Annotated in this window: 23 protein-coding genes; 12 read left to right on the forward strand and 11 right to left on the reverse strand. The window is 53.9% G+C overall.

The features are described from left to right. The first annotated feature begins 5 nt into the window (after positions 1-5). From HZS80_RS06165 to hutC, 5 genes are all read left to right on the forward strand, one after another. Positions 6-665, forward strand: a complete 660-nt coding sequence (locus tag HZS80_RS06165) for an amino acid ABC transporter permease (protein ID WP_144814498.1) — start codon at positions 6-8, stop codon at positions 663-665. Further along, positions 662-1324 (forward strand): amino acid ABC transporter permease, encoded by a 663-nt coding sequence (locus tag HZS80_RS06170; protein WP_179915470.1) that lies wholly within the window; start codon positions 662-664, stop codon positions 1322-1324. The genes HZS80_RS06165 and HZS80_RS06170 overlap by 4 nt, the downstream gene beginning before the upstream one ends. 13 nt (positions 1325-1337) lie before the next feature. Then, a complete protein-coding gene (locus tag HZS80_RS06175; RefSeq protein ID WP_246361749.1) occupies positions 1338-2204 on the forward strand; it encodes an amino acid ABC transporter ATP-binding protein in 867 nt (288 codons plus the stop codon). Next, on the forward strand, positions 2204-3322 hold the full coding sequence (hisC, locus tag HZS80_RS06180; protein WP_179915471.1) for a histidinol-phosphate transaminase: 1119 nt from the start codon (positions 2204-2206) through the stop codon (positions 3320-3322). The genes HZS80_RS06175 and hisC overlap by 1 nt, the downstream gene beginning before the upstream one ends. Before the next feature lie 70 nt (positions 3323-3392). Beyond that, positions 3393-4148: a histidine utilization repressor gene (hutC, locus tag HZS80_RS06185; RefSeq protein WP_179915472.1), complete on the forward strand. Its 756-nt coding sequence runs from the start codon at positions 3393-3395 to the stop codon at positions 4146-4148. Positions 4149-4217: 69 nt separating this feature from the next. Here hutC and HZS80_RS06190 read toward each other — a convergent pair whose 3' ends face one another. Continuing rightward, positions 4218-4535, reverse strand: a complete 318-nt coding sequence (locus HZS80_RS06190) for a c-type cytochrome (RefSeq protein ID WP_179915473.1) — start codon at positions 4533-4535, stop codon at positions 4218-4220. A gap of 99 nt (positions 4536-4634) precedes the next feature. Then, positions 4635-5912: a PQQ-dependent sugar dehydrogenase gene (locus HZS80_RS06195; RefSeq protein ID WP_179915474.1), complete on the reverse strand. Its 1278-nt coding sequence runs from the start codon at positions 5910-5912 to the stop codon at positions 4635-4637. 272 nt (positions 5913-6184) lie between these two features. Between HZS80_RS06195 and HZS80_RS06200 the strand changes: the two genes are divergently transcribed. From HZS80_RS06200 to HZS80_RS06215, 4 genes are read left to right on the forward strand one after another with little or no spacing between them, the layout of a single operon-like run. Next, entirely contained in the window at positions 6185-7078 is an 894-nt protein-coding gene (locus tag HZS80_RS06200) for a beta-keto acid cleavage family enzyme (RefSeq protein ID WP_179915475.1), read from the forward strand. Then, complete coding sequence (locus HZS80_RS06205; RefSeq protein WP_179915476.1) at positions 7075-8028, forward strand: L-carnitine dehydrogenase; 954 nt, start codon at positions 7075-7077, stop codon at positions 8026-8028. Before HZS80_RS06200 ends, HZS80_RS06205 begins: the two co-directional genes overlap by 4 nt. Further along, complete coding sequence (locus HZS80_RS06210; RefSeq protein WP_179915477.1) at positions 8028-8483, forward strand: thioesterase family protein; 456 nt, start codon at positions 8028-8030, stop codon at positions 8481-8483. The genes HZS80_RS06205 and HZS80_RS06210 overlap by 1 nt, the downstream gene beginning before the upstream one ends. A 14-nt stretch (positions 8484-8497) precedes the next feature. Next, on the forward strand, positions 8498-9319 hold the full coding sequence (locus tag HZS80_RS06215; RefSeq protein ID WP_179915478.1) for an alpha/beta hydrolase: 822 nt from the start codon (positions 8498-8500) through the stop codon (positions 9317-9319). Positions 9320-9401: 82 nt separating this feature from the next. Here the strand turns inward: HZS80_RS06215 and HZS80_RS06220 are convergent, their stop codons facing one another. Both HZS80_RS06220 and HZS80_RS06225 read right to left on the reverse strand, forming a co-directional pair. Continuing rightward, positions 9402-10358: an ABC transporter substrate-binding protein gene (locus HZS80_RS06220; RefSeq protein ID WP_045812140.1), complete on the reverse strand. Its 957-nt coding sequence runs from the start codon at positions 10356-10358 to the stop codon at positions 9402-9404. A gap of 115 nt (positions 10359-10473) precedes the next feature. Then, positions 10474-11442, reverse strand: a complete 969-nt coding sequence (locus HZS80_RS06225) for a GlxA family transcriptional regulator (protein ID WP_179915479.1) — start codon at positions 11440-11442, stop codon at positions 10474-10476. A gap of 185 nt (positions 11443-11627) precedes the next feature. Between HZS80_RS06225 and HZS80_RS06230 the strand changes: the two genes are divergently transcribed. Next, positions 11628-11945, forward strand: a complete 318-nt coding sequence (locus HZS80_RS06230; RefSeq protein ID WP_179915480.1) for a hypothetical protein — start codon at positions 11628-11630, stop codon at positions 11943-11945. 46 nt (positions 11946-11991) lie between these two features. On the opposite strand, the gene HZS80_RS06235 is transcribed toward HZS80_RS06230, so the two are convergent. Together HZS80_RS06235 and HZS80_RS06240 are read right to left on the reverse strand one after the other, a co-directional pair. Further along, the gene (locus HZS80_RS06235) at positions 11992-12252 is read right to left on the reverse strand and encodes a putative hemolysin (protein WP_179915481.1); all 261 of its coding nucleotides are present in this window, start codon (positions 12250-12252) and stop codon (positions 11992-11994) included. A 198-nt stretch (positions 12253-12450) separates the two neighbouring features. Next, positions 12451-12639: a hypothetical protein gene (locus HZS80_RS06240; protein WP_179915482.1), complete on the reverse strand. Its 189-nt coding sequence runs from the start codon at positions 12637-12639 to the stop codon at positions 12451-12453. A 610-nt stretch (positions 12640-13249) separates the two neighbouring features. On the opposite strand from HZS80_RS06240, the gene HZS80_RS06245 reads away from it, so the two are divergent. Continuing rightward, positions 13250-13573 (forward strand): CAP domain-containing protein, encoded by a 324-nt coding sequence (locus HZS80_RS06245; protein WP_281662171.1) that lies wholly within the window; start codon positions 13250-13252, stop codon positions 13571-13573. Between the two features lie 15 nt (positions 13574-13588). Here the strand turns inward: HZS80_RS06245 and HZS80_RS06250 are convergent, their stop codons facing one another. Together HZS80_RS06250 and HZS80_RS23255 are read right to left on the reverse strand one after the other, a co-directional pair. After that, on the reverse strand, positions 13589-14077 hold the full coding sequence (locus tag HZS80_RS06250) for a CreA family protein (protein ID WP_179915483.1): 489 nt from the start codon (positions 14075-14077) through the stop codon (positions 13589-13591). Between the two features lie 189 nt (positions 14078-14266). Next, the gene (locus HZS80_RS23255) at positions 14267-14368 is read right to left on the reverse strand and encodes a 3-keto-5-aminohexanoate cleavage protein (protein ID WP_235272397.1); all 102 of its coding nucleotides are present in this window, start codon (positions 14366-14368) and stop codon (positions 14267-14269) included. 394 nt (positions 14369-14762) lie between these two features. Here HZS80_RS23255 and HZS80_RS06255 point away from each other — a divergent pair, with 394 nt between their 5' ends. Further along, complete coding sequence (locus HZS80_RS06255) at positions 14763-15566, forward strand: SDR family NAD(P)-dependent oxidoreductase (protein WP_179915484.1); 804 nt, start codon at positions 14763-14765, stop codon at positions 15564-15566. Positions 15567-15639: 73 nt separating this feature from the next. Here the strand turns inward: HZS80_RS06255 and HZS80_RS06260 are convergent, their stop codons facing one another. The 3 genes from HZS80_RS06260 to HZS80_RS06270 all read right to left on the reverse strand — a co-directional run bounded on the left by HZS80_RS06260 (position 15640) and on the right by HZS80_RS06270 (position 18986). Then, complete coding sequence (locus HZS80_RS06260) at positions 15640-17421, reverse strand: ABC transporter substrate-binding protein (RefSeq protein ID WP_179915485.1); 1782 nt, start codon at positions 17419-17421, stop codon at positions 15640-15642. Between the two features lie 113 nt (positions 17422-17534). Then, positions 17535-18272 (reverse strand): sulfite exporter TauE/SafE family protein, encoded by a 738-nt coding sequence (locus tag HZS80_RS06265; RefSeq protein ID WP_179915486.1) that lies wholly within the window; start codon positions 18270-18272, stop codon positions 17535-17537. 123 nt (positions 18273-18395) lie between these two features. Continuing rightward, positions 18396-18986, reverse strand: a complete 591-nt coding sequence (locus HZS80_RS06270; protein WP_179915487.1) for a malonic semialdehyde reductase — start codon at positions 18984-18986, stop codon at positions 18396-18398. Positions 18987-19037: the final 51 nt, after the last annotated feature.

Raw genomic sequence — 19037 nt, forward strand, 5'->3', positions numbered from 1 at the left:
TGCCAATGTTTGACTGGCCAACCTTTCTTTTCAGCCTTCCGTTGCTTGGCAAGGCACTGCTTATCACGCTACAGACGTCGTTGCTGGGTAATGCCTTTGGCTTTGTCATTGCGATACTTATTTCCAGCATGCAGCTGGCAAAAATGCCACTACTACGGCGCCTCGGTGGCAGCTATATCTTTATCTTTCGGGGTGTACCGCTGCTCGTGCAGCTATTGGTCATCTACTACTTGGCGCCTATGTTTGGCCTACCCAACCTTTCCCCAATGGTTGCCGCGGTGATGGCGCTCTCGCTCTGCTCAGGCGCCTATATCGCAGAAATATTACGCGGTGGCCTGATGGCAATCCCCTCAGGGCAGAGTGAAGCGGCACATCTACTAGGCATGAGCCGTCCGGCTATTTTGCTGCGTATTGAGCTGCCCCAAGCGGTTCAAAGCACCCTCCCTTCACTGGTCAACGAGCTGGTATTGCTGATTAAGGCCTCAGCGTTAGTGTCGGTGGTCGGCCTGGCGGACCTTACCCGGGTGGCCCAGAACCTCGCCTCGTCAGACTACTTATTCTTCCAGCATTACCTGGTGCTAGCGGGGATCTACTGCCTGATTAACATACCGCTGACCATGTTCGGGCGCCGACTTGAGCGTCATTTAGAGAGGAGTCTGGCGTGACTTTCGATCTATCCATTATCACTGCCAATGCCGGAGCAATCTGGAACGCATTTTTAGTCACCATTTATACCTGGTTGGCAGGTAGCGTGCTGGGCCTTATGGCGGGATTACTGATTGCTGCGCTGATGCTCTTTGGTGGGCGGCCATTACAGCTGTTACTAAGAGTATTCATTGAGCTGGTACGCGGCACCCCCTTTCTGGTGATCCTGTTCCTGGTCTACTACGGCGGCCCCTCATTTGGCCTGCGGCTCGGCGCGATGACGGCTGGGGTGCTCTGCATCGCCTTCTATAGCAGTGTCTATTTTGCGGAAATTTTTCGTAGCGGTTTTGCCGCGGTGCCACGTGGGCAGCTGGAAGCAGGCGAGTGCCTGGGGCTTGGCCGCCTTCAGCTACTGTGGCGCGTACAACTACCGCAGATGCTCGTCCTTATCCTGCCAGCAATCTTCAATATGCTGACCATTCTGTGCAAGGAAACCGCCGTACTGTCGATTATCACTGTGCCGGAGCTAACCGCGGTGCTCACCGGTATTGGCACCCGCACCTTTACCTTTATTGAAACGTTATTAGTGCTCTGCATCGCCTATCTATTACTGATCGAGATCACCTCACGCGCAGGCAGGTGGCTTGAGCACCGCGTCGGCATCTACTTGCAGCGCTGAACAGGAGCTAGCTATGTCGCTTTCCCTATCCCCCACTAACGCTATCTCAGCAGTCCCGGCTGAGAACTCGAAGATAGCGCCAATCATCCATCTTTCAGCCGTCGGCAAGCGCTTCGGCAAAAATCAAGTGCTCGCCAATATTGACCTAGACGTACACCACTCTGAGGTGGTCTGTTTGATCGGCCCCTCAGGTTCCGGCAAAAGCACCCTACTGCGCTGCATGGCGTTCCTTGAGGAGTATGACGACGGCGAAATTCATATTGAGGGGCGTTTGCTGGGCTGGGAGATTGATGATCGGGGACACCGTAAACACGCGGGGCGCAACCGTCTTAACCAGGCTCGACGCAATCTAGGCATCGTCTTTCAGCAGTTCAATCTATGGCCTCATATGACTGCGCTGGGCAATGTCACGGAAGCGTTAGTGAGGGTAAGGCGCTTACCGCGACAGGAGGCTGAAAAAAAGGCGATGAAGGCGTTAGACAAAGTTGGCCTCAGTGAAAAAGCAAAGGAGTACCCCGCACGCCTTTCCGGTGGCCAACAGCAACGCGTGGCGATCGCCCGGGCGCTGGCGATGGAACCCAAAATCATGCTGTTTGATGAACCCACTTCGGCCCTCGACCCGGAACTGGTGGGTGAAGTGCTGGCCGTGATGAAGCAGCTCGCCCAGGAAGGCATGACCATGGTGGTGGTGACCCACGAGATGGGCTTTGCGGCCCAAGTTGCCGACAGCGTCGTTTTCCTGGATCAAGGCAGCATCGTTACCCGCGGCACCCCCAATGAAGTATTTCGTGATACCAACCATCCACGTCTACGCCAGTTCCTACAGAACTACCTTGACCGCAACGCCTTTTGGCATACGACCCCGGAGAAAACGAGCTGATGCCCAACCTCGACCCGACCCATCTGGCGCGCCGGGAAGTTCGCGAACTCAAGGGTTACAACGCCGGACTCTCAAGCGAGCAGGTCAGCAAGCGCTTCGGCGTAACACGTATCACCAAACTGGGTAGCAACGAAAACCCTCACGGCCCCTCTCCACAAGTAGCCGCTGCGCTCTCTAAAGCCTTGATGGATAGCGGCCTGTATCCCGATGCATCCTGCACTCTGTTACGTGGAGCGCTCGCGGGGCAACTGGATATAGCCCCTGAACGGCTGGTATTTGGCAATGGCTCTGAGGATCTGATTGCGATTTTGTGCCGGGTATTTCTCGACCACGGCGACAGCCTGGTGACGATCACCCCCGCCTTTGGCCTGCATACACTCTACCCGCACTCGCTAGGGGCCCATATCCACTCGGTGCCATTGCTTGATGGGGGGCGTTTCGATATCGATGGGCTGCTGGAGGCACTGGTCGAGCCGCCACGCGTGCTGATGTTCTCGTCGCCCTCCAATCCGGCTGGCAGCGCTTTATCCGCCGCTCAGCTTGATCAATTGCTTAATGCGCTCACCCCCTCCACCCTGCTGGTCTTCGACGAAGCTTATTATGAATACGCCAAAACGAGCCCCGATTACCCAGACGTGCTGGCCCAGCTGGCTCACCAGCAAAGTCCCTGGATCGTACTGCGCACCTTCTCAAAAGCCTACGCACTCGCTGGTTTGCGGATTGGTTATGGCATTGTTAGCAGCCCCGCCCTTGCCGACTTAATCGACCGCCTGCGTACGCCATTCAACGTCAACCGCCTCGCGCAAGTGGCGGCGGTGGCAGCACTCCAGGACACGACGCACCTTGAAACAAGCCTTGAGCTGACAACGAGCGAGCGCAGTCGCGTGGCGCAAGCACTGAAGGATATGGGGCTAACAGTGGTACCGTCACTGGCTAATTTTCTGTTCTTCGAAACGACCCAGCCATCAGAGCAGGTGCATGAGGCGCTTCTGGCTCACGGAGTGATCGTTAAACCTTGGCTAGAGCCTGGATACACCCATTGGGTACGTGTTTCGATCGGCAGCCGAGAGGAGAACGACCAGTTCTTGGCCGCGCTAGCGGCTTCAATGCCACACTAACCTAGCCCTAGCTGATTGCCTTATTATGACGACATTAGCGACTAGCTCTAAGTCATCACTGGAGTAGTGGATGAAAAAATCCGGCACCGATAGCGTCACCGCACCAAAAGCACTTTATTTACAGGCCAAACAGTTTGTATTGGAACGCGCCGCCTCAGGTTTTTGGAAACCTGGCGACATGATTCCATCTGAAAATCAATTAGTTAATGAGCTCGGCATGTCACGTATGACGATAAACCGGGCGCTGAGGGAACTGACTAACGAGGGTTTCTTAGAACGTACCAGCGGTGTAGGTACCTTTATTGCTGAGCGCAAGCCACACTCCAATTTATTGCAGATAGCCAATATTGCTGACGAAATAGCCTCCCGTGGCCATCGTTACCATTGCGAAGTACTTGAACTTGGTCGTGTGGCCGCACCGTTCTCCATTGCTTCAGCGCTTGAGCTGACCACCGGTAGCTCGGTCTATCATCTGCGCTGTGTTCACTACGAGGAAGAGCTCGCTGTACAGCTTGAGGACCGCTACGTTTCGCCTGCCATGGCCCCGGATTTTATTCACCAGCAATTTGATGACACATTGCAGCCTTCACGCTACTTATTGAACACCATCCCCGTAGACGAAATAGAACATATCGTCGATGCGCTATTGCCCTCGGAAGAAGATTCCAAAGCGCTAGATATTGATGTCAACGAGCCCTGTTTAGCACTTATGCGCCGCACCTGGAGTGCTTCACATGTCGTCACCTACGTTAAATTTCTCCATCCCTCAATGCGCTATCGTCTGGGTAGCCGATTCTCTGTCGATGCCAGTTCCCGAGCGGGCTGACCCTGTACCCGATGAGTTACACCATGAATACACAAATCAAACCTAGAAGCTGATGTACAAAGCAGAGAGTCACTCGGCACTCTCTGTGATAAAAGCGGCAAGATTAGCAATATCATCATCCGATAAACCGGTGGCGTTGGGGATCATCAGAAAGGAGTTTGAACCCACCTTCTCACCAGCCCGGTATGTTTCAAGGCGGGAGGTAATGTACTCCGCGTCCCGTCCGCTAAGCGATGGAAAGCTCGCCATTCCTTGTGCATTTGGGCCGTGACACTGAGCGCAAGCGTCCTTGTAGAGTGCTTCTCCAGCCGACTTATCTACCGCTTGCAGAGTAGCTGACCCCATCGTCAGCGCCGTCGCAATAACGAACAACAGTGATACCTTCATAGTGGCCTTTTCCCAGCAGAGTGGTCTTGATCAAAAAGCTTAAGACGGCTTGAAGAGATCGCAGCCGCACTGGCATACGCTAGGGCGGCTGCCAGTCGCTTATTCGGGAGTGATGCGGTAAATGCTTCCTTCATCAACCGCCGTATAAAGATCACCCTCCGGGCCCAGTACCAATGAACGGAAGCGAGCAGCTCCCATGGGTACCGGCATTTCGGCAACGTCATTGACCGAAAGACCATCTTCGGCGATATCAATCAGGTTAATGCGCTGCCCCACCGGCGTACCGCCGAAACCGATGCCCATAAAACCAACAACCAGACGGCCGTCCCAATCGCCCCACTGCTCGCCGACTAGAAACTCGGCAGACGAGATTCCCTGAGAAAGCCCATCGTTTTTCCAGGCAGGCTGCATAGCGTCCGGGTAGGTTTCGGTGTCGGTCACCGGCATATAGGCCGCCCGCTCTTTTGGATCCATCCCCTCGGTCTGATTGGGCTCATAACCACAGTAATCGTCCGGGCAATCACCACGGCCCGCCATGTTGGGTTTCGGATCCCAGCCACTGTTGCCACCATTGACCAGTGCATTGATCTCATCCGAATGCCAGGGGCCGTGCTCCGTCACGATGGGTTGGCCAGTCGTAGGGTGGAAAGTGATGCCCTGTACGTTGCGGTGACCATAGGTATAGATGCGAGGATCAAAGCCCTCAGGCGGTTTGTTACCCTCGGCAGCCTCGCCATCCCGGTCAATACGTAGCACCTTGCCACCAAGCAGCTCTGGTGACTGCGGAATCTCACTATTATGGTTGTCGCCCGTGGTTACATAGAGGTAGCCATCCTCTGGGCTGAAGCGAATACGGCCACCATTATGAGCCCCCGCGTCGCCGAACGGATGGTCGGTGGCAGCGGGCTTGTAGGGAATGTCCTCGACAATATCAGTGCGATCCGACACGTCATTAAAATCGCTATTTACCGTCATGCGCAGTACACGGTTAGTACGTGGTTCGGACATGTTGGAGGCTGAGTAGACGTAGACTGTGCGATTTTCTTCAAAATCAGGATCGATCGCCACACCATTCATCCCCGCCTGTCCTTCACAGACAAGATCATCGGCGGTGGTGGCATAGTCATCCGTACCTTCCATCCCCAGCAGGTGCTCTACTTCACCATCGGGGAGCCGTACCGAAAGTCCAAGACAGCGTTCGGTGTAAAACATCGTCCCATCAGGCAGAAAGGCCATATCCCAAGGGTTCTCAAGACCGGATAACACCTCAGACTGGCTGAGTTCAGGCTCATTGGCAGTAGCAACGGCGGGTAAGCCTATGATCACCGCAGAGGCGATGGCCGCACATAGCGGCCGCATAACGAGTTTATGGGACATGGCAGGCACTCCTTCCAGACGTTGTTTGTAATTGTTATCAACACTGCACGCGCTTATTGAGTTTAGGTCGCCAATCAGGGCGGTCAATACTCTTTGTCAATAATTGCTTGTCTAAAATTTTCCTACACGCAGCATCACGGCGGGTAACGATGAGTAATAAGCGCACAGCTAAAAATGCCTGTTACGTATATTGAATGTCGCTTTTCGACAACTCTTTATGGCTCAGCGCGACACACTAGTCAGCGAATAAACTGCTGAGTAGAGAGCACGCCATGAATCGCAATGTCATTCTCACCTGTGCCGTTACCGGCGCAGGCGACACCACCGCCAAGAATCCCAACGTACCCGTGACACCCAAGGCCATCGCGGCGTCCTGCATCGAAGCCGCCCGCGCCGGCGCCAGCATCGCGCATATTCACGTTCGCGACCCGGAGACCGGCGGCATCAGCCACTCTTCTGAGCAGTTCCGCGAAGTAATGGAGCGCGTACGTGAAGCGGATGTGGATATCGTCATGAACATCACCGCTGGCGGCGGCGGCGATTGGATACCCGATGCCACAGACCCAACTCGAGGCGGCCCCGGCACCGATATTCAAACGCCCGCCGAGCGTCACGCCCCAGTCGGCGAACTACTCCCCGAGCTGTGCACGCTGGACTGCGGCAGCCTCAATTTTGGCGATATGGTGTACGTCAACCCGGCTGATTGGTTGCGCGAACACGCCCGCCTCGTTCAAGCCGCAGGCGTTAAGCCCGAGCTGGAGTGCTTTGACCTGGGCCACGTGTGGTTTGCCCGCCAGCTTCAGCAAGAGGGGCTGATCGACGGCGACCCGCTTTATCAGCTCTGCCTGGGTATTCCCTGGGGCGCCGAAGCGGACACCGAAACCATGCTGGCCATGCGCAACAAATTACCCACCAACGCTAACTGGGCCGCCTTTGGTATCGGTCGCCATCAAATGCCCATGGTTGCCCAAGCCGTGCTGCTGGGTGGCCACGCTCGGGTTGGCTTGGAAGATAACCTGTTTTTAGAGAAAGGCGTGCTGGCTAACAACGGCCAACTGGTCGAGAAAGCGTCGACCATTATTGAAAACCTCGGCGCCCGAGTAATGACACCGGCAGAAACCCGCGCCCATTTGAAGTTACGCAACCCGTCAGGAGATGTTGTATGAGCCGCTTAGCCGTGATTGGTACTGGCGTGATTGGCAACGGTTGGATTGCCCGCGCCCTCGCCCAAGGGTGGGACGTCGTCGCCTTCGACCCGGATCCCAACGCGCCAGCGCGCACGCAATCGTTTATCGACAATGCCTGGGCTTCGTTAACCCAGCTTGGCCTTGCGCCCGATGCTAGCCCTGAGCGGTTAACCTTTGCGACCACGATCGAAGAGGCCGTAAACGGCGTTGACCTGATTCAGGAGAACGTGCCCGAGCGTCTACCGCTAAAGCAAGAAATTTTAGCTGCTATCGATGCCGCTGCCGCACCGGACGTCATCATCGGCTCGTCGACTTCCGGCTTCAAACCCACCGACCTGCAACAGCAGTGCCAACAAGCCCCTGGGCGCGTGATCGTCGCCCACCCCTTCAACCCGGTGTATTTACTGCCACTGGTGGAGCTTGTTGGCGGTGAGGCCACCCAGCCCGCCCAGATCGCCAGCGCTCAAGGGTTATATCAGTCGCTCGCCATGCGGCCGCTAGTGGTGCGCCGTGAAATTGAAGGGCATATCGCCGACCGCTTGATGGAGGCGCTGTGGCGGGAAGCCTTGCACTTGGTCAACGATGGCGTGGCCACCACCGAAGAGATCGACGCGGCGGTGGTTTACGGCTGCGGGCTACGCTGGCCTTTGATGGGCACCTTTTTAACCTTCCACTTGGCGGGCGGCGAGCCTGGCATGCGCCATATGCTGGAGCAGTTTGGCCCCGCGTTAAAACTCCCCTGGACCAAGCTGGAAGCGCCAGAACTCACCGACGAGCTCATCGACAAAGTGGTCGAAGGCTGTGAGCATCAGGCCGCGGGGCGTTCAGTGGCCACGCTGGACCGGCGCCGGGATGACTTTTTAGTCGAGCTGCTGGAAGTAGTGCAGAAATACTGGCCAGAAGCCGAAGGCCTAAAGGGACGCATTTAATGATCATCCATGAAACCCATGTCGCCCCCGAGTGGGTCGACTACAACGGTCACATGAACGACGCGGAGTACGCCCGCGTCTTTTCCCAGGCCTGCGAAGCGCTGATTGACCAGATAGGCTTAGACGAAGCGGGCCGTGAGCACTATGGCTTCACGATCTACACGCTGGAAACTCATCTCTGCTATCGCCGCGAGGCGCACCAAGGCCAGCCGCTCACTATTGATCTCACGCTGCTCGATAGCGATGCCAAACGTCTGCACGTGTTTTTCGCCATGTTCGATGACGAAGGCAACCTGCTGGCGACCAGCGAACAAATGTTGATGGGCATGAAACAAGCCTCAGGACGACCAAGCCCGTTTCCAGAAGCGGTCGCGAATCGCGTAGCTGCGCTGCCAAAGGCAAATGGCGATGCCTGGCCGGAGCTTGCTGGCCGTACCATCGGTATTCGACGCTAAGGGTGACTTCAAAGATGAACGTAGACGCCTTTATTCAGCGCTTTAGCGCAGGGCTGGCCGTGATGGAGGAGCTTCCCCTGCCTCAAGCGCGGCGCGCCTACGATAAGCTTTGCCGCACCTTCTCCCCACCCGACCCGACAGGTATGCGGATCGACAATAGCGTTTATGATGGTGTTAGCCTGCGCCGCTTTATCCCCCAGCAGCGAATGCCAGGCTGCGTACTGTTTATTCACGGCGGCGGCTTTACGATCGGCTCAGTGGAGAGCCACCACGGCCCTGCCGCCAGCTTGGCCCAGCGGCTTGAATGTGAAGTGGTAAGCGTTAACTATCGGCTGGCACCAGAGGTAGATTACCCCACCATGTTGGCAGACTGCCAAGCAGTACTAGCAGCGGTTCATCCGGTCGCGCTGGTGGGTGATAGCGCGGGCGGGCGATTGGCTATCGACCTTGCCCATCAGCATAGTGACGCACCGCCGCTTGGCTTGATCTACCCACCGGTCGGCGAGCTATCGCCTGAATGCCTTGGGGAGGATGCCCCCCTGCTGTCACGCAGCGACGTGCTCAGTATTCGTGAACAGTGCCCTGAGATTATCGCCACCCAGAGGGATCAAAGCGCTCCTGCTAGCAGCATCGAAGTGCTTACCGTGGAGCACGACCCGTTAACAAGGCCTGTCGAAACGACGGTGGCGCAATGGCAAAAAGCGGGGGCATCCATTGGCTATCGCTGCGCGCCGAAGATGGTGCATGGCGCGCTTCACGCCCACGCCCAGCTACCCGACATGAGTGCCGCCTGGCAAGACTTTTGCCACACATTAAAACAGCGCCTTAATCAATAAGGCGCTGTTAAGCAGTTCAGTTCGTAAGGGTCATGCTTTAAGAGTCGAGCTATTAAGAATCAAGCTATTAAGAATCAAGCTATTAAGAGTCAAATTGGGCCCGCACTTGCTCAATAGCGGATTCGCCATCGCGGGTTTCAACGCCGTCTAACCATTCGGCAACGGTATCCAGGTTGTTGCCAATCCACTCGTTCGCCACTTCATCTGCCGGGCGCTCTTCGTAGCTGTACTCGTGCACCCACTCGTTCTGGTCTTCAATATCGATCACGTATTGCGATAGGAAGCGGTGAACCTGCGGGGCCTCTTCGGCGAGACTGGCGGGGGTAATGGTCCACACCGTGCTTTCAATGGTCGCCACGCCCGCATCATCGCTGTCGGCTAAATAGGCCAAATCGAAGCTCACGTTCATCCAGTGAGGCTCCCAGCCGACGAATGTCACCCACTCTTCGTCGGCCATTTTTTGCTCAGCCTGGGCCAGCATTGCTGAGGTCGAGCTTTCGCGCAGTTCCCAATCGCCTAGACCTGCAAGGTCGTTATCGATGGCGTTGAGAATCGCATCGTTAATGCCAGTACCCGCTTCAATGCCCTGGATTTCGCCATCAAAGCGATCATGGTGCTCAGCCAATTCAGCGACCGTGGTCACGCCGGCATCGTAAACATACTGGGGAACCACCAGCCCAGAATTGGCCCCGCTGATATTGGAAACCACCTTCTCGACTTTGCCATCCGCTACCAGCGGCTCGACCATATCAGTCTGTACCGGGTACCAGCCACCTAGATAGATTTCCAGGTCATTACGCGACAAGCCTTCCAAAATAACGCTGACTGCTAAATCTTGCTGGCGGGTTTCGTAGCCCATGGTCTCCAGCAATTGGGCAGCGATTTCTGATTTTACCGTGACCCCAGGCCATGGCGGCACGCCAAAACGTAGCTCATCAAGCTCTGCCATGGCGGGCGTGGCAGCAAAGGCAGCGAATAAAAAGCCCGCTTTTAGCGATAGTGACTTGGTGGTGGTAGCGCTAGGAGTGATAGACATCATATGGCTAAACCTCTTATTAGTTGGGTTTAGTTAGTATGCGCGGCTGCCTCCCCACTACTAGGCGATAAGCGACGCTTACCAGCCACTACACGACACTTCACGACACTACCAAACCTTAAACACTTTTCTCCCGCACCTGCCGCGGCGAATAGCCGTAATGCGCACGAAAAGCACGCGCAAAGCTGGAAGACGAGCTAAAGCCGCAGGCTAATCCCACCGCCAACACTGCTAAATCGGTCTCCGCTAACAGCCGCCGGGCGCGCTTGATGCGAAGCTGCAAGTACCACTGCCGCGGGGTCTCGTTAAGCTCCTGCTCGAATAAGCGCTGAAGTTGGCGAACCGATACCTCTACCCGGCTCGCGACCTCTTCAAGCGGAAGCGGCTCTTCAAGGTTCTGCTCCATCAGGGCCACCGCTTCGACCACGCGGCGGTTATGGGTGCCTAGGCGTTTCACCAGCGCCATGCGCTGCTGGTCGCTGCGAGTACGGATTCGGTCATGGATGAGCTGCTCAGACACATCGATGGCCAGCTTCGCGCCATGCCGCCGCGCAATCACCTCCAACGCCATATCCATGGCTGCCGCCCCGCCCGCGCAGGAGAAACGCCGCTCCCCCAGCTCATACAGCTCATCCGTGGTCTCAATGCCCGGAAAGCGCTCACGAAAAGCGGGCAGACTCTCCCAGTGCAGCGCCACCCGCTCGTGTTTTAGCAACCCGGTGGCCGCGAGCAAAAATGCCCCGGTATCAATACCGCCCAAGCAGCAGCCCGCCTGATCCAACTGATGAAGCCAGGCCATTAATGGTCGAGTGAGATGGGCTTCCGGCGTAAACCCACTGCATACCGCCAGCGAAGGCAAGTGATGGACATCCGCCGTTGCTTGATCCGCCATCAGGGTCATGCCGTTAGACGCCGTCACCGGCCCGCCATCAGCGCTTATCAACGTCCAGTCGAACAGCGGGCGATGGGCAATGCGATTGGCGATTCTCAGTGGCTCTACCGCCGCAAAGAAGGCCATCATCGAATACTGCGGCAGTAGCAAAAACCCTACCATTTCAGGCAACGGGCCCTGGTAATTCAAACGCATCACAATACCTAAGGTTGTTACGTTTTTTAAACCGACACTAGCCTAGCGTGTTACACCCTCCAGGTCGCCAGCCTGCTAGAAAATATGCACGCGGCGCAAACCAACAACCGAGTTGACGTTGACCAAGGCCATCAGTACTAATACTTCCGCCACAAGCTGTGGTGCACATGGTGGAAGCACGGCATATGAACATCACACATTTGGAGCACATCATAATCGCCCTGATCATCCAGCTATCACTGTTACCGTTCGCTTCAGCTCGCGTGGCGGGTGTTATACCGGTGGCGATACTGCTTGGCCGCGAGATCGCACAGCACGAATACAGGCTAGGCATCCAGCGTGGTTGGGAATGGGGCGAAACGCTACCGGTCGGTATGTTTGAGGGTGTCTGGCGTGGGTGGACGTTAGACTCAGTGCTTGATGTGCTGCTGCCAGCACTGGCGTGTGGGCTGCTAGCGGTTATGGTTGGCTTTAAGAAAAAGCATACAACCAAAAGCAGCTAGGCCCTTTACATCCAGTGACTGACCTCAGCGGCATCAAAGGTGGCAGCTAGTCATTATCGAGATGCTCGGTACGATATAGCTTCCACTCATTTTCGACCCGGCCATCAGGCAAGCGGCAGTAGCGGCCAGTGCCTAGGCTGCTTTCGCGAATTTCATTCTCCCCGCCGAGGCTCCGACAATATTCAGCGGCATATGACGTCATCTGATTTTCAGAAACCGGGCCTACTCCGCTATTAGCACAACCGACCAACAGCACTACTGCTGGAATCGTTAAACTGCGATAGACGCGAGCGACATTTCCTAACATTGCGGTTTCCCTGCGTAGCATGCCATTTATCCATTACCCTACATACTCGTAGAACAAAGCGAATTCGCCAATCCCTAAACATCACCTTACGGGCTTGCTACCCGCACTGAAAGCGAGCAATCCGCCCATGAAACTTGCCTTTATTCCGCACTACCTGTTGGGGGCTACTCTACTTGAGTACCTCCCATTAAGTCTTGTTCACCTATGGAAAATTAGATCTGCCGAATCATGGGCCGGCTGAATTTTAATGACCAAGTGATCTGATGAAGGCTGAGTAATGACTGCCTCATAAGTATCAGGGTGATGGTCTACGTAACGCTGAAAGCGCTCCATTAAATTGACCAGGTCATCGGCTAGCGCTTGTTTTTGTAAAGGTGTTAGAGACATCGAGAATATCCTTATGGCCATGAGTGAGTTTTGCCATGCAGACGCAATCCCACTGTTTTTTAATGATATTTGGACATGCGCACATGGACAGGCCCCCATCCTACGTATGCTGCGCGCACTCATTATAATACGTAACAATAAGTAACCAATAAGTAATCAATACATCACTAATGTAACATAATGCTTACATTTGATGGTAAAACTGATCTGACAGCTGGCCTCGCCACGAACTTGCTCCAACGTAGAGTGTTAATAACCCTCCAAAAAATATTGACCTACCGACAACACCGACAAAAATATATTAAAAACAATTACTTAAAAAATTAAGATAAAATAAAAGGCTATTAGCCAATCTAATAAACAATGGCTTATCTATGAAATAGTTATAGCAATGGGGCTAGCTTATAAGTGGGTACCTAAAAAATAATCACGTACTCACCTCTATAGGCTCATCGCAAGCGTTGAACCTCCTCACAAAAGTAATCAAGCTTAAAATACGCACTGAGACTAAGTATATTTCATCCACTGCCAATTAAGTAAGCAATGGGATGGGTTCCTCCCCATTGCTTACCGACACGGCGACCAACGGTTTGAGGCCGTGGAAGCGTTAGTGTGGAGCTGCAAGCTGGAAGCAGCGGCCGAGAGCCACTCCCAGGACATGGCCGCAAATGACTACTTTAGCCACACTGGCCCTAATGGTGCAGGTATCGAGCAGCGTGTGGATAATCAGGATTACGTGTGGCAAGCCGTGGGTGAGAATATCGCCGCTGGCCACACCTCGGTTTCCGCCATGGTGGGAGGCTGGCTTGAGAGCCCCGGCCACTGCCGCCACATCATGAATGACACCTTTACCGAGATGGGCATGGCGAAAGCCGAGGATTCAGAATCGCGCTATTCAACCTACTGGACACAAACGCTCGGCAATCCTCGCTAGGCGTCCACGAATCACTTACTGGTTGCCTCCTACCGCACCATAGTTGACGGCGGTAATCGCATTTTTAGGCGAGCCATCTACCAGCTTGGTACTGTAAGTCAGATACACAAAGGTCTGGGTTTCAGCGTCATGCATGCGGACGACGCGCATATTTTTGAAAAGCGCCGAGCGACGCTGAGTAAAAATTACCTCTTGCTCCTCTACTTCAGCAAGGTCGAAGATGATCTCGCCTGTCTGCCGACAGGCCACGCTCGCCTCACTGGCCTCCTCAGCAAGCCCCACCGCACCGGTGATCCCGCCAATCTGTGAGTAGGAGAGATAACAGGAGATACCCTGAACGTCCGGGTCATCGAAGCGCTCCACTTCAATGGTGTTGTTCGGGCCCAGCAGCTTGAACTCGGTACGCACGCTGCCAATATGGGCATCCTGAGCCAACAGCGCGGGCGGCAGCAGCGCAAACATAGCAATGAGCGACGTGAAGGCAACGCGTTTTGGGAAAAACATGGATAACTTCCTTGGCAATAGTCAGCCGCGTGGGGGCAATCGAAGAGAGCATCATTACTCAATCAGGGGGAGACGTCGGACCAAATTTATGTCTTCAGATAACCTCTAAGAGCAGTCTATAAAATAGTACCAGAACGTCCTTGTAATGTTACAAAGATGAGTCAATATTGACGACAATGCCCTGCCATGTTACCGGCAGGTTGCATCATTCGTAATCGGCACGGCAGGATTGTTCTCTTTGCGCGGCAGGCTGCCGGTGATAGCGACACAAATAATACAGGGCTGAGACATAAACACTCTCTTTGTTCTTATTGCGAATAAATAGGCTTGAAGTTTTTAGCATCAAACCCACTTTCAGGAACTTTCACTGGGCGAGAACCTGAAAATAATAAAACGCTGTTATTTAAACTAAAGCGATAAAGCTGATATTAAACACTAGCTATATCCCCTCTCATAACGCAGTGCCCGTAGAAAAGTCCAATCTGGTCATATTAACGACTGACCAACCTGTCATTGCCTGTGTGACATACCGAGAATATGCCATCACAAGGTTATAAATTTGTCATTAGCAATGCAGGATAAACGACGGATGCCCTTGTTAACGCAGACTCCCTACGTCCAACAACAAAGACTATTTATCTTGGTGGCGGAGAGAGACCCACAATAAGATTTCTAAGGTGACCTCATGGACAATACTCGACTCAAAGGTAAAAACTGCTTAATTACAGGCGCCGCACGTGGCATGGGCGCCGCCGTTGCCGAACACTATGCGGCTCAAGGCGCCAAGGTGTGCGTAGCAGATATCAATATTGAAGGGTGCGAGGAAGTCGCTGCGCGCATCAAAGCAAACGGCGGCGACGCCATTGCGGTCAAACTCAACGTTACCGACCGTGCCGAAGTGCAGGCCGCGGTTAAAGCAACGGTTGATGCCTTTGGTAGCTTGAACGTGATGGTCAATAATGCGGGTATTAACAAGCCATTAATGTTCCTGGATATTACCGAGGAAAACTGGCATCAGATCATGGATGTTAACGCGTTAGGGTGCCTACTCGGCATGCAGGAAGCCGCTAAGCAGATGATCAATCAAGGCAAAGATAACGGGCCTTACAAAATCATTAACGTTGGCTCAATTCTATCGCGTCAGGCTTTTGATGACGTGGTGCCTTATTCGTGTAGCAAGCACGCCGTGCTCGCCATGATTAATGGTGGCGCTAAGGCCTTGGTGGATCACAATATTACCGTTAATGGCTATGGCCCTGGCGTCGTACGTACTGAGCTTTGGGAGCAGCTCGACAAAGACTTGGTCAGCATCGGCAAGTTCGCTAAGCAGGGGCAGTCGATGGATGAGCTGGCGGAGAAGATGATACTTATGAAGCGTTACTCCTACCCTGAAGATGTGGTCGGCACCGCGTCTTTCTTGGCCAGCGCAGAATCCGATTATATGACGGGCCAGCTGCTGATGATCGATGGCGGCATGATCATGCAGTAACCGGCACTCCCCGTCCCCATGCCTGACTCTCAGGCATGGGGTTATGCCACACTCCTTACTATTCGCGCCTCACTCAATAATGCCCCTTGGCTCGCATCACTTTGTCCGCCCGTTCCTGGGCGATCGACAAGGCTTTCTTAATCGAACGCCTACCATCTAGTACCTCGAATATCTCATTGCCTGCAATACTAATTAGGTCGGTAATTCCCGGCACGGGTGGGCGTGGCCAAGCCTGTAAAATATCCTTTTGTGCCATATCGTCGACAATTTTTATGAGGGGTGACAATGCAGAGACTTCAGGATCTTGGCTAACACTGAAACGGGGCGTCACTAGGCTGCCATTCATAATGTAGAGTTTGGACATGTTTGCAGATGTCAGATGCCGTAAAGCCGTCCACACTGCCTCAACCCGCTCTGGTGCTAAGTTGGCCGGAATGGCGAGGGCATAACCTCCTATTGGGGTTATGGCACGGCCATGATTTCCAACAGGATGGGGAAGATAGCGAGTATTGCCATAAGCAGGTGAGTGCCGATTCAACTCAAACAGCGGGGCGAGTAGCGTGTAGCAGTAGGCCATACTGGTTTCACCCGATGCATACGACTGCGCACGCTCGTACCAAGACATACTGAGGATATTAGGCGGTGAATATTTCAGTATATCCAGCATATATTCGCAGGCCCTATAAGCGGCATCTGATTGAAACATAGGACGTAGCTGCTCGCCTCTGGCTTGCTGAAAGTCATAACCTCCTTGACAACTCGATAGATTAAGGAGCGGCTGACCGAACTTCGCCATAAGAAAACTAAAGGTATGCCCGAGTGGCGTGCCTCTCGCTGCATTCCAAGCAATGCCGTAACGTCCTTTGGCAGGCTTATGTAGCTGTCTAGCGACTTTGACAAGCGCTTCTGTTGTGGTTGGAGGCGTCAACTGCAACGCCTCGAAAACATCCTGACGATAGCAGAGCAGTTCTGGTGTTGTTTGAACGGGTATACCGTACTGACTGCCCGCATACCCTGAGCTCTGTATAGCCATTGGATGAAAATCAGAAAGATCATAATCGTCGCGTTTAATTAATGCATCAAGTGGCATCAGAACACCATCCGCCGCCAACTCACCAAACCAGGGTAAGTCACAGGCCACTACGTCATAGCGCGATTTGGCTAAACGAGCATTGTCTAGAATCTCATCTAACAGATTATCGATTGACCTTGCCTTATTACGTATCTCCAGCCCAAAGATCGACTCCAACTGACGTTTAAGGTTGTGCATGGCCATGAACGTTGGGTCAGCATGCGCTAACACACGTAATCCACCCTTAAGTTCAAGCCGCGCAGACAGCACTGCCGGGGTCGATATCACCCGCTCAGATGACGACATACCCAGAAAGATCTTACTGGCTGAATCCGATGTTGGGTCTATACCGAACAACGGGCCGAGGAGTCCTTTAATACGCTCGGCGTAGCTTTCCCACTCCTGGATCATTTGAGGGGAAGGATGCAACGAAACCGTCTTACCCGACTTAGTTCGTGGCCGTGAGATAAGCAAACCGCGCTGCATGATACTCTCGATGCCGCGCTTTGCCGTACCGTAGGTGAGGCCAGACGCATCGGCAAGAGACGTGGGGGTGGTTAACCTACCCGCAAGGTGGTTACGCATGACGTGCAGCAACATACGCATCTCGCGATAGCCAAGCGCCATAGAGAGCGAACTTTCAGTTTCATCTTCAAATTTTTCAATGAAGTCGATAAATCGTGCGAACTCTGTATTCGAGATTTTGGAGGAGGGCATTTGCGATAACTTATCGTAAGGCCCTTCTGGGTTTGTTTCGTTTATCTCAGCACGACCTTCTCTCATGACAACTCCAACACATCACCAAACCATCAGGCCGCCAACGTGGTGGTAAACACTTTTTGCGATGGGGCTGCTATTAAAAAAAGAACAGTTATGAAAAAGTTTACCATTAAGTGTCAGCCTATACCGTCCATAATTAAGCGGATACCCAGCAGAATAAGCAGGCAAAGAATCACCCGGAAAAACAGCTCGCCATTGATGCGTTTTTGAATAACCAGCCCCAACCGAACCCCCAGCCATGCAACAGGCATCAGCAACATCGCTATGGTCAGGTTATCAAGGTTAACCAAGCCCAGCAGGGTGTAGGGAACCAGCTTCACCAGGTTAGTAATGGCCAGAAAAACCACTGCCGTCCCCAGGAATTGCTGTTTTGTCAGCTGGCATTGCAGCAGGTAAAAATTCAGCGGTGGGCCGCCCGCATGGGCAATAAAACTGGTAAATCCTGCAATGCCACCACACAGGCGCCCTACCCAGCCAGGCATTAATTTGCCACGGAGCGGTTTGAATAACCCCCACAGGCCAAACAGTACCGAAAACACCCCCAACAGCAATGTCAGCAGCGCTTCATCAAACCAGCCATAGGTGAAGTAACCCACCACCACCCCTAGCACCGCGGGCGGAAACATAAGCCACAATAGACGGCCTACCCGCTGGTGCCACCACGCCTTGAGACTAAACACATCCATTACAATCAGTAGCGGCAGCATCACCGCGACAGCGAACGTCGGGCTTGCCTTTAACGAGATTAACGGCACGGCCACCACCCCTACCCCACCGGCAAATCCTGACTTGGAAATACCAGTCAGCAGCACAGCCACTACCATTAACGCCACGAATACCCAGTCAACAACCATCTCAACGCCTCATTAGTTTTGCGCCGAGGCTCCCCTTGCTGCGATGCAAGCGAAAAAGGGGGCCATGACAGTCACGGCCCCCTTACGTTTAGGCATACCAGCAAGCGTTAGCCATAAAGTTTGTTACATCACTTTGCACACTTCATCAAAGGAGAAGCGGTCGCCACGAGGGAACAACGCGCTCGTATCGCCATAGCCTAAGTTACACAGAAAATTGCTCTTCACTTTGCCATCTGGGAAGAACGCTTCATCCACAGCCGCATTGTTGAAGCCAGACATAGGGCCAGCGTCCAACCCTAGCGCGCGAGCCGCTAAAATGAGATAGCCGCCTTGAATGGAGCTATTACGAAATGCAGTGGAATGAATAAAGTCCGGTTTGCCTTCGAACAGCGATTTTGCGTCTTTGTTATGGGCGAACATGCGCGGCAGATGCTCATAGAACTCTGTGTCGAAACCAAGCACGGCGACCACCGGTGCCTTCATGGTTTTTTCCTGATTGCCTGGCATCAGAGCGGGTTTCAGGCGCTCTTTGGCCTCATCTGTGGTCAGGAACAGAATCCGCGCTGGCTGGCAATTCATCGAGGTGGGGCCGAAATGCATTAGGTTATACAGCTCGCGCAGCGTTTCCTCGCTAACGTCACGATCCTGCCAAACGTTGTGGGTACGTGCTTCAGTAAATAGCGTTGCGATAGCGGTTTGATCGATCGTGGTCATGTCGTTTCCTCTTTCGGTTTAACCAGCTCAGTTCGAGCCGGACGTTCAGGT

Origin of the sequence: Vreelandella glaciei (assembly GCF_013415125.1) — a bacterium.
Classification (GTDB): Bacteria; Pseudomonadota; Gammaproteobacteria; order Pseudomonadales; family Halomonadaceae; genus Vreelandella; species Vreelandella glaciei.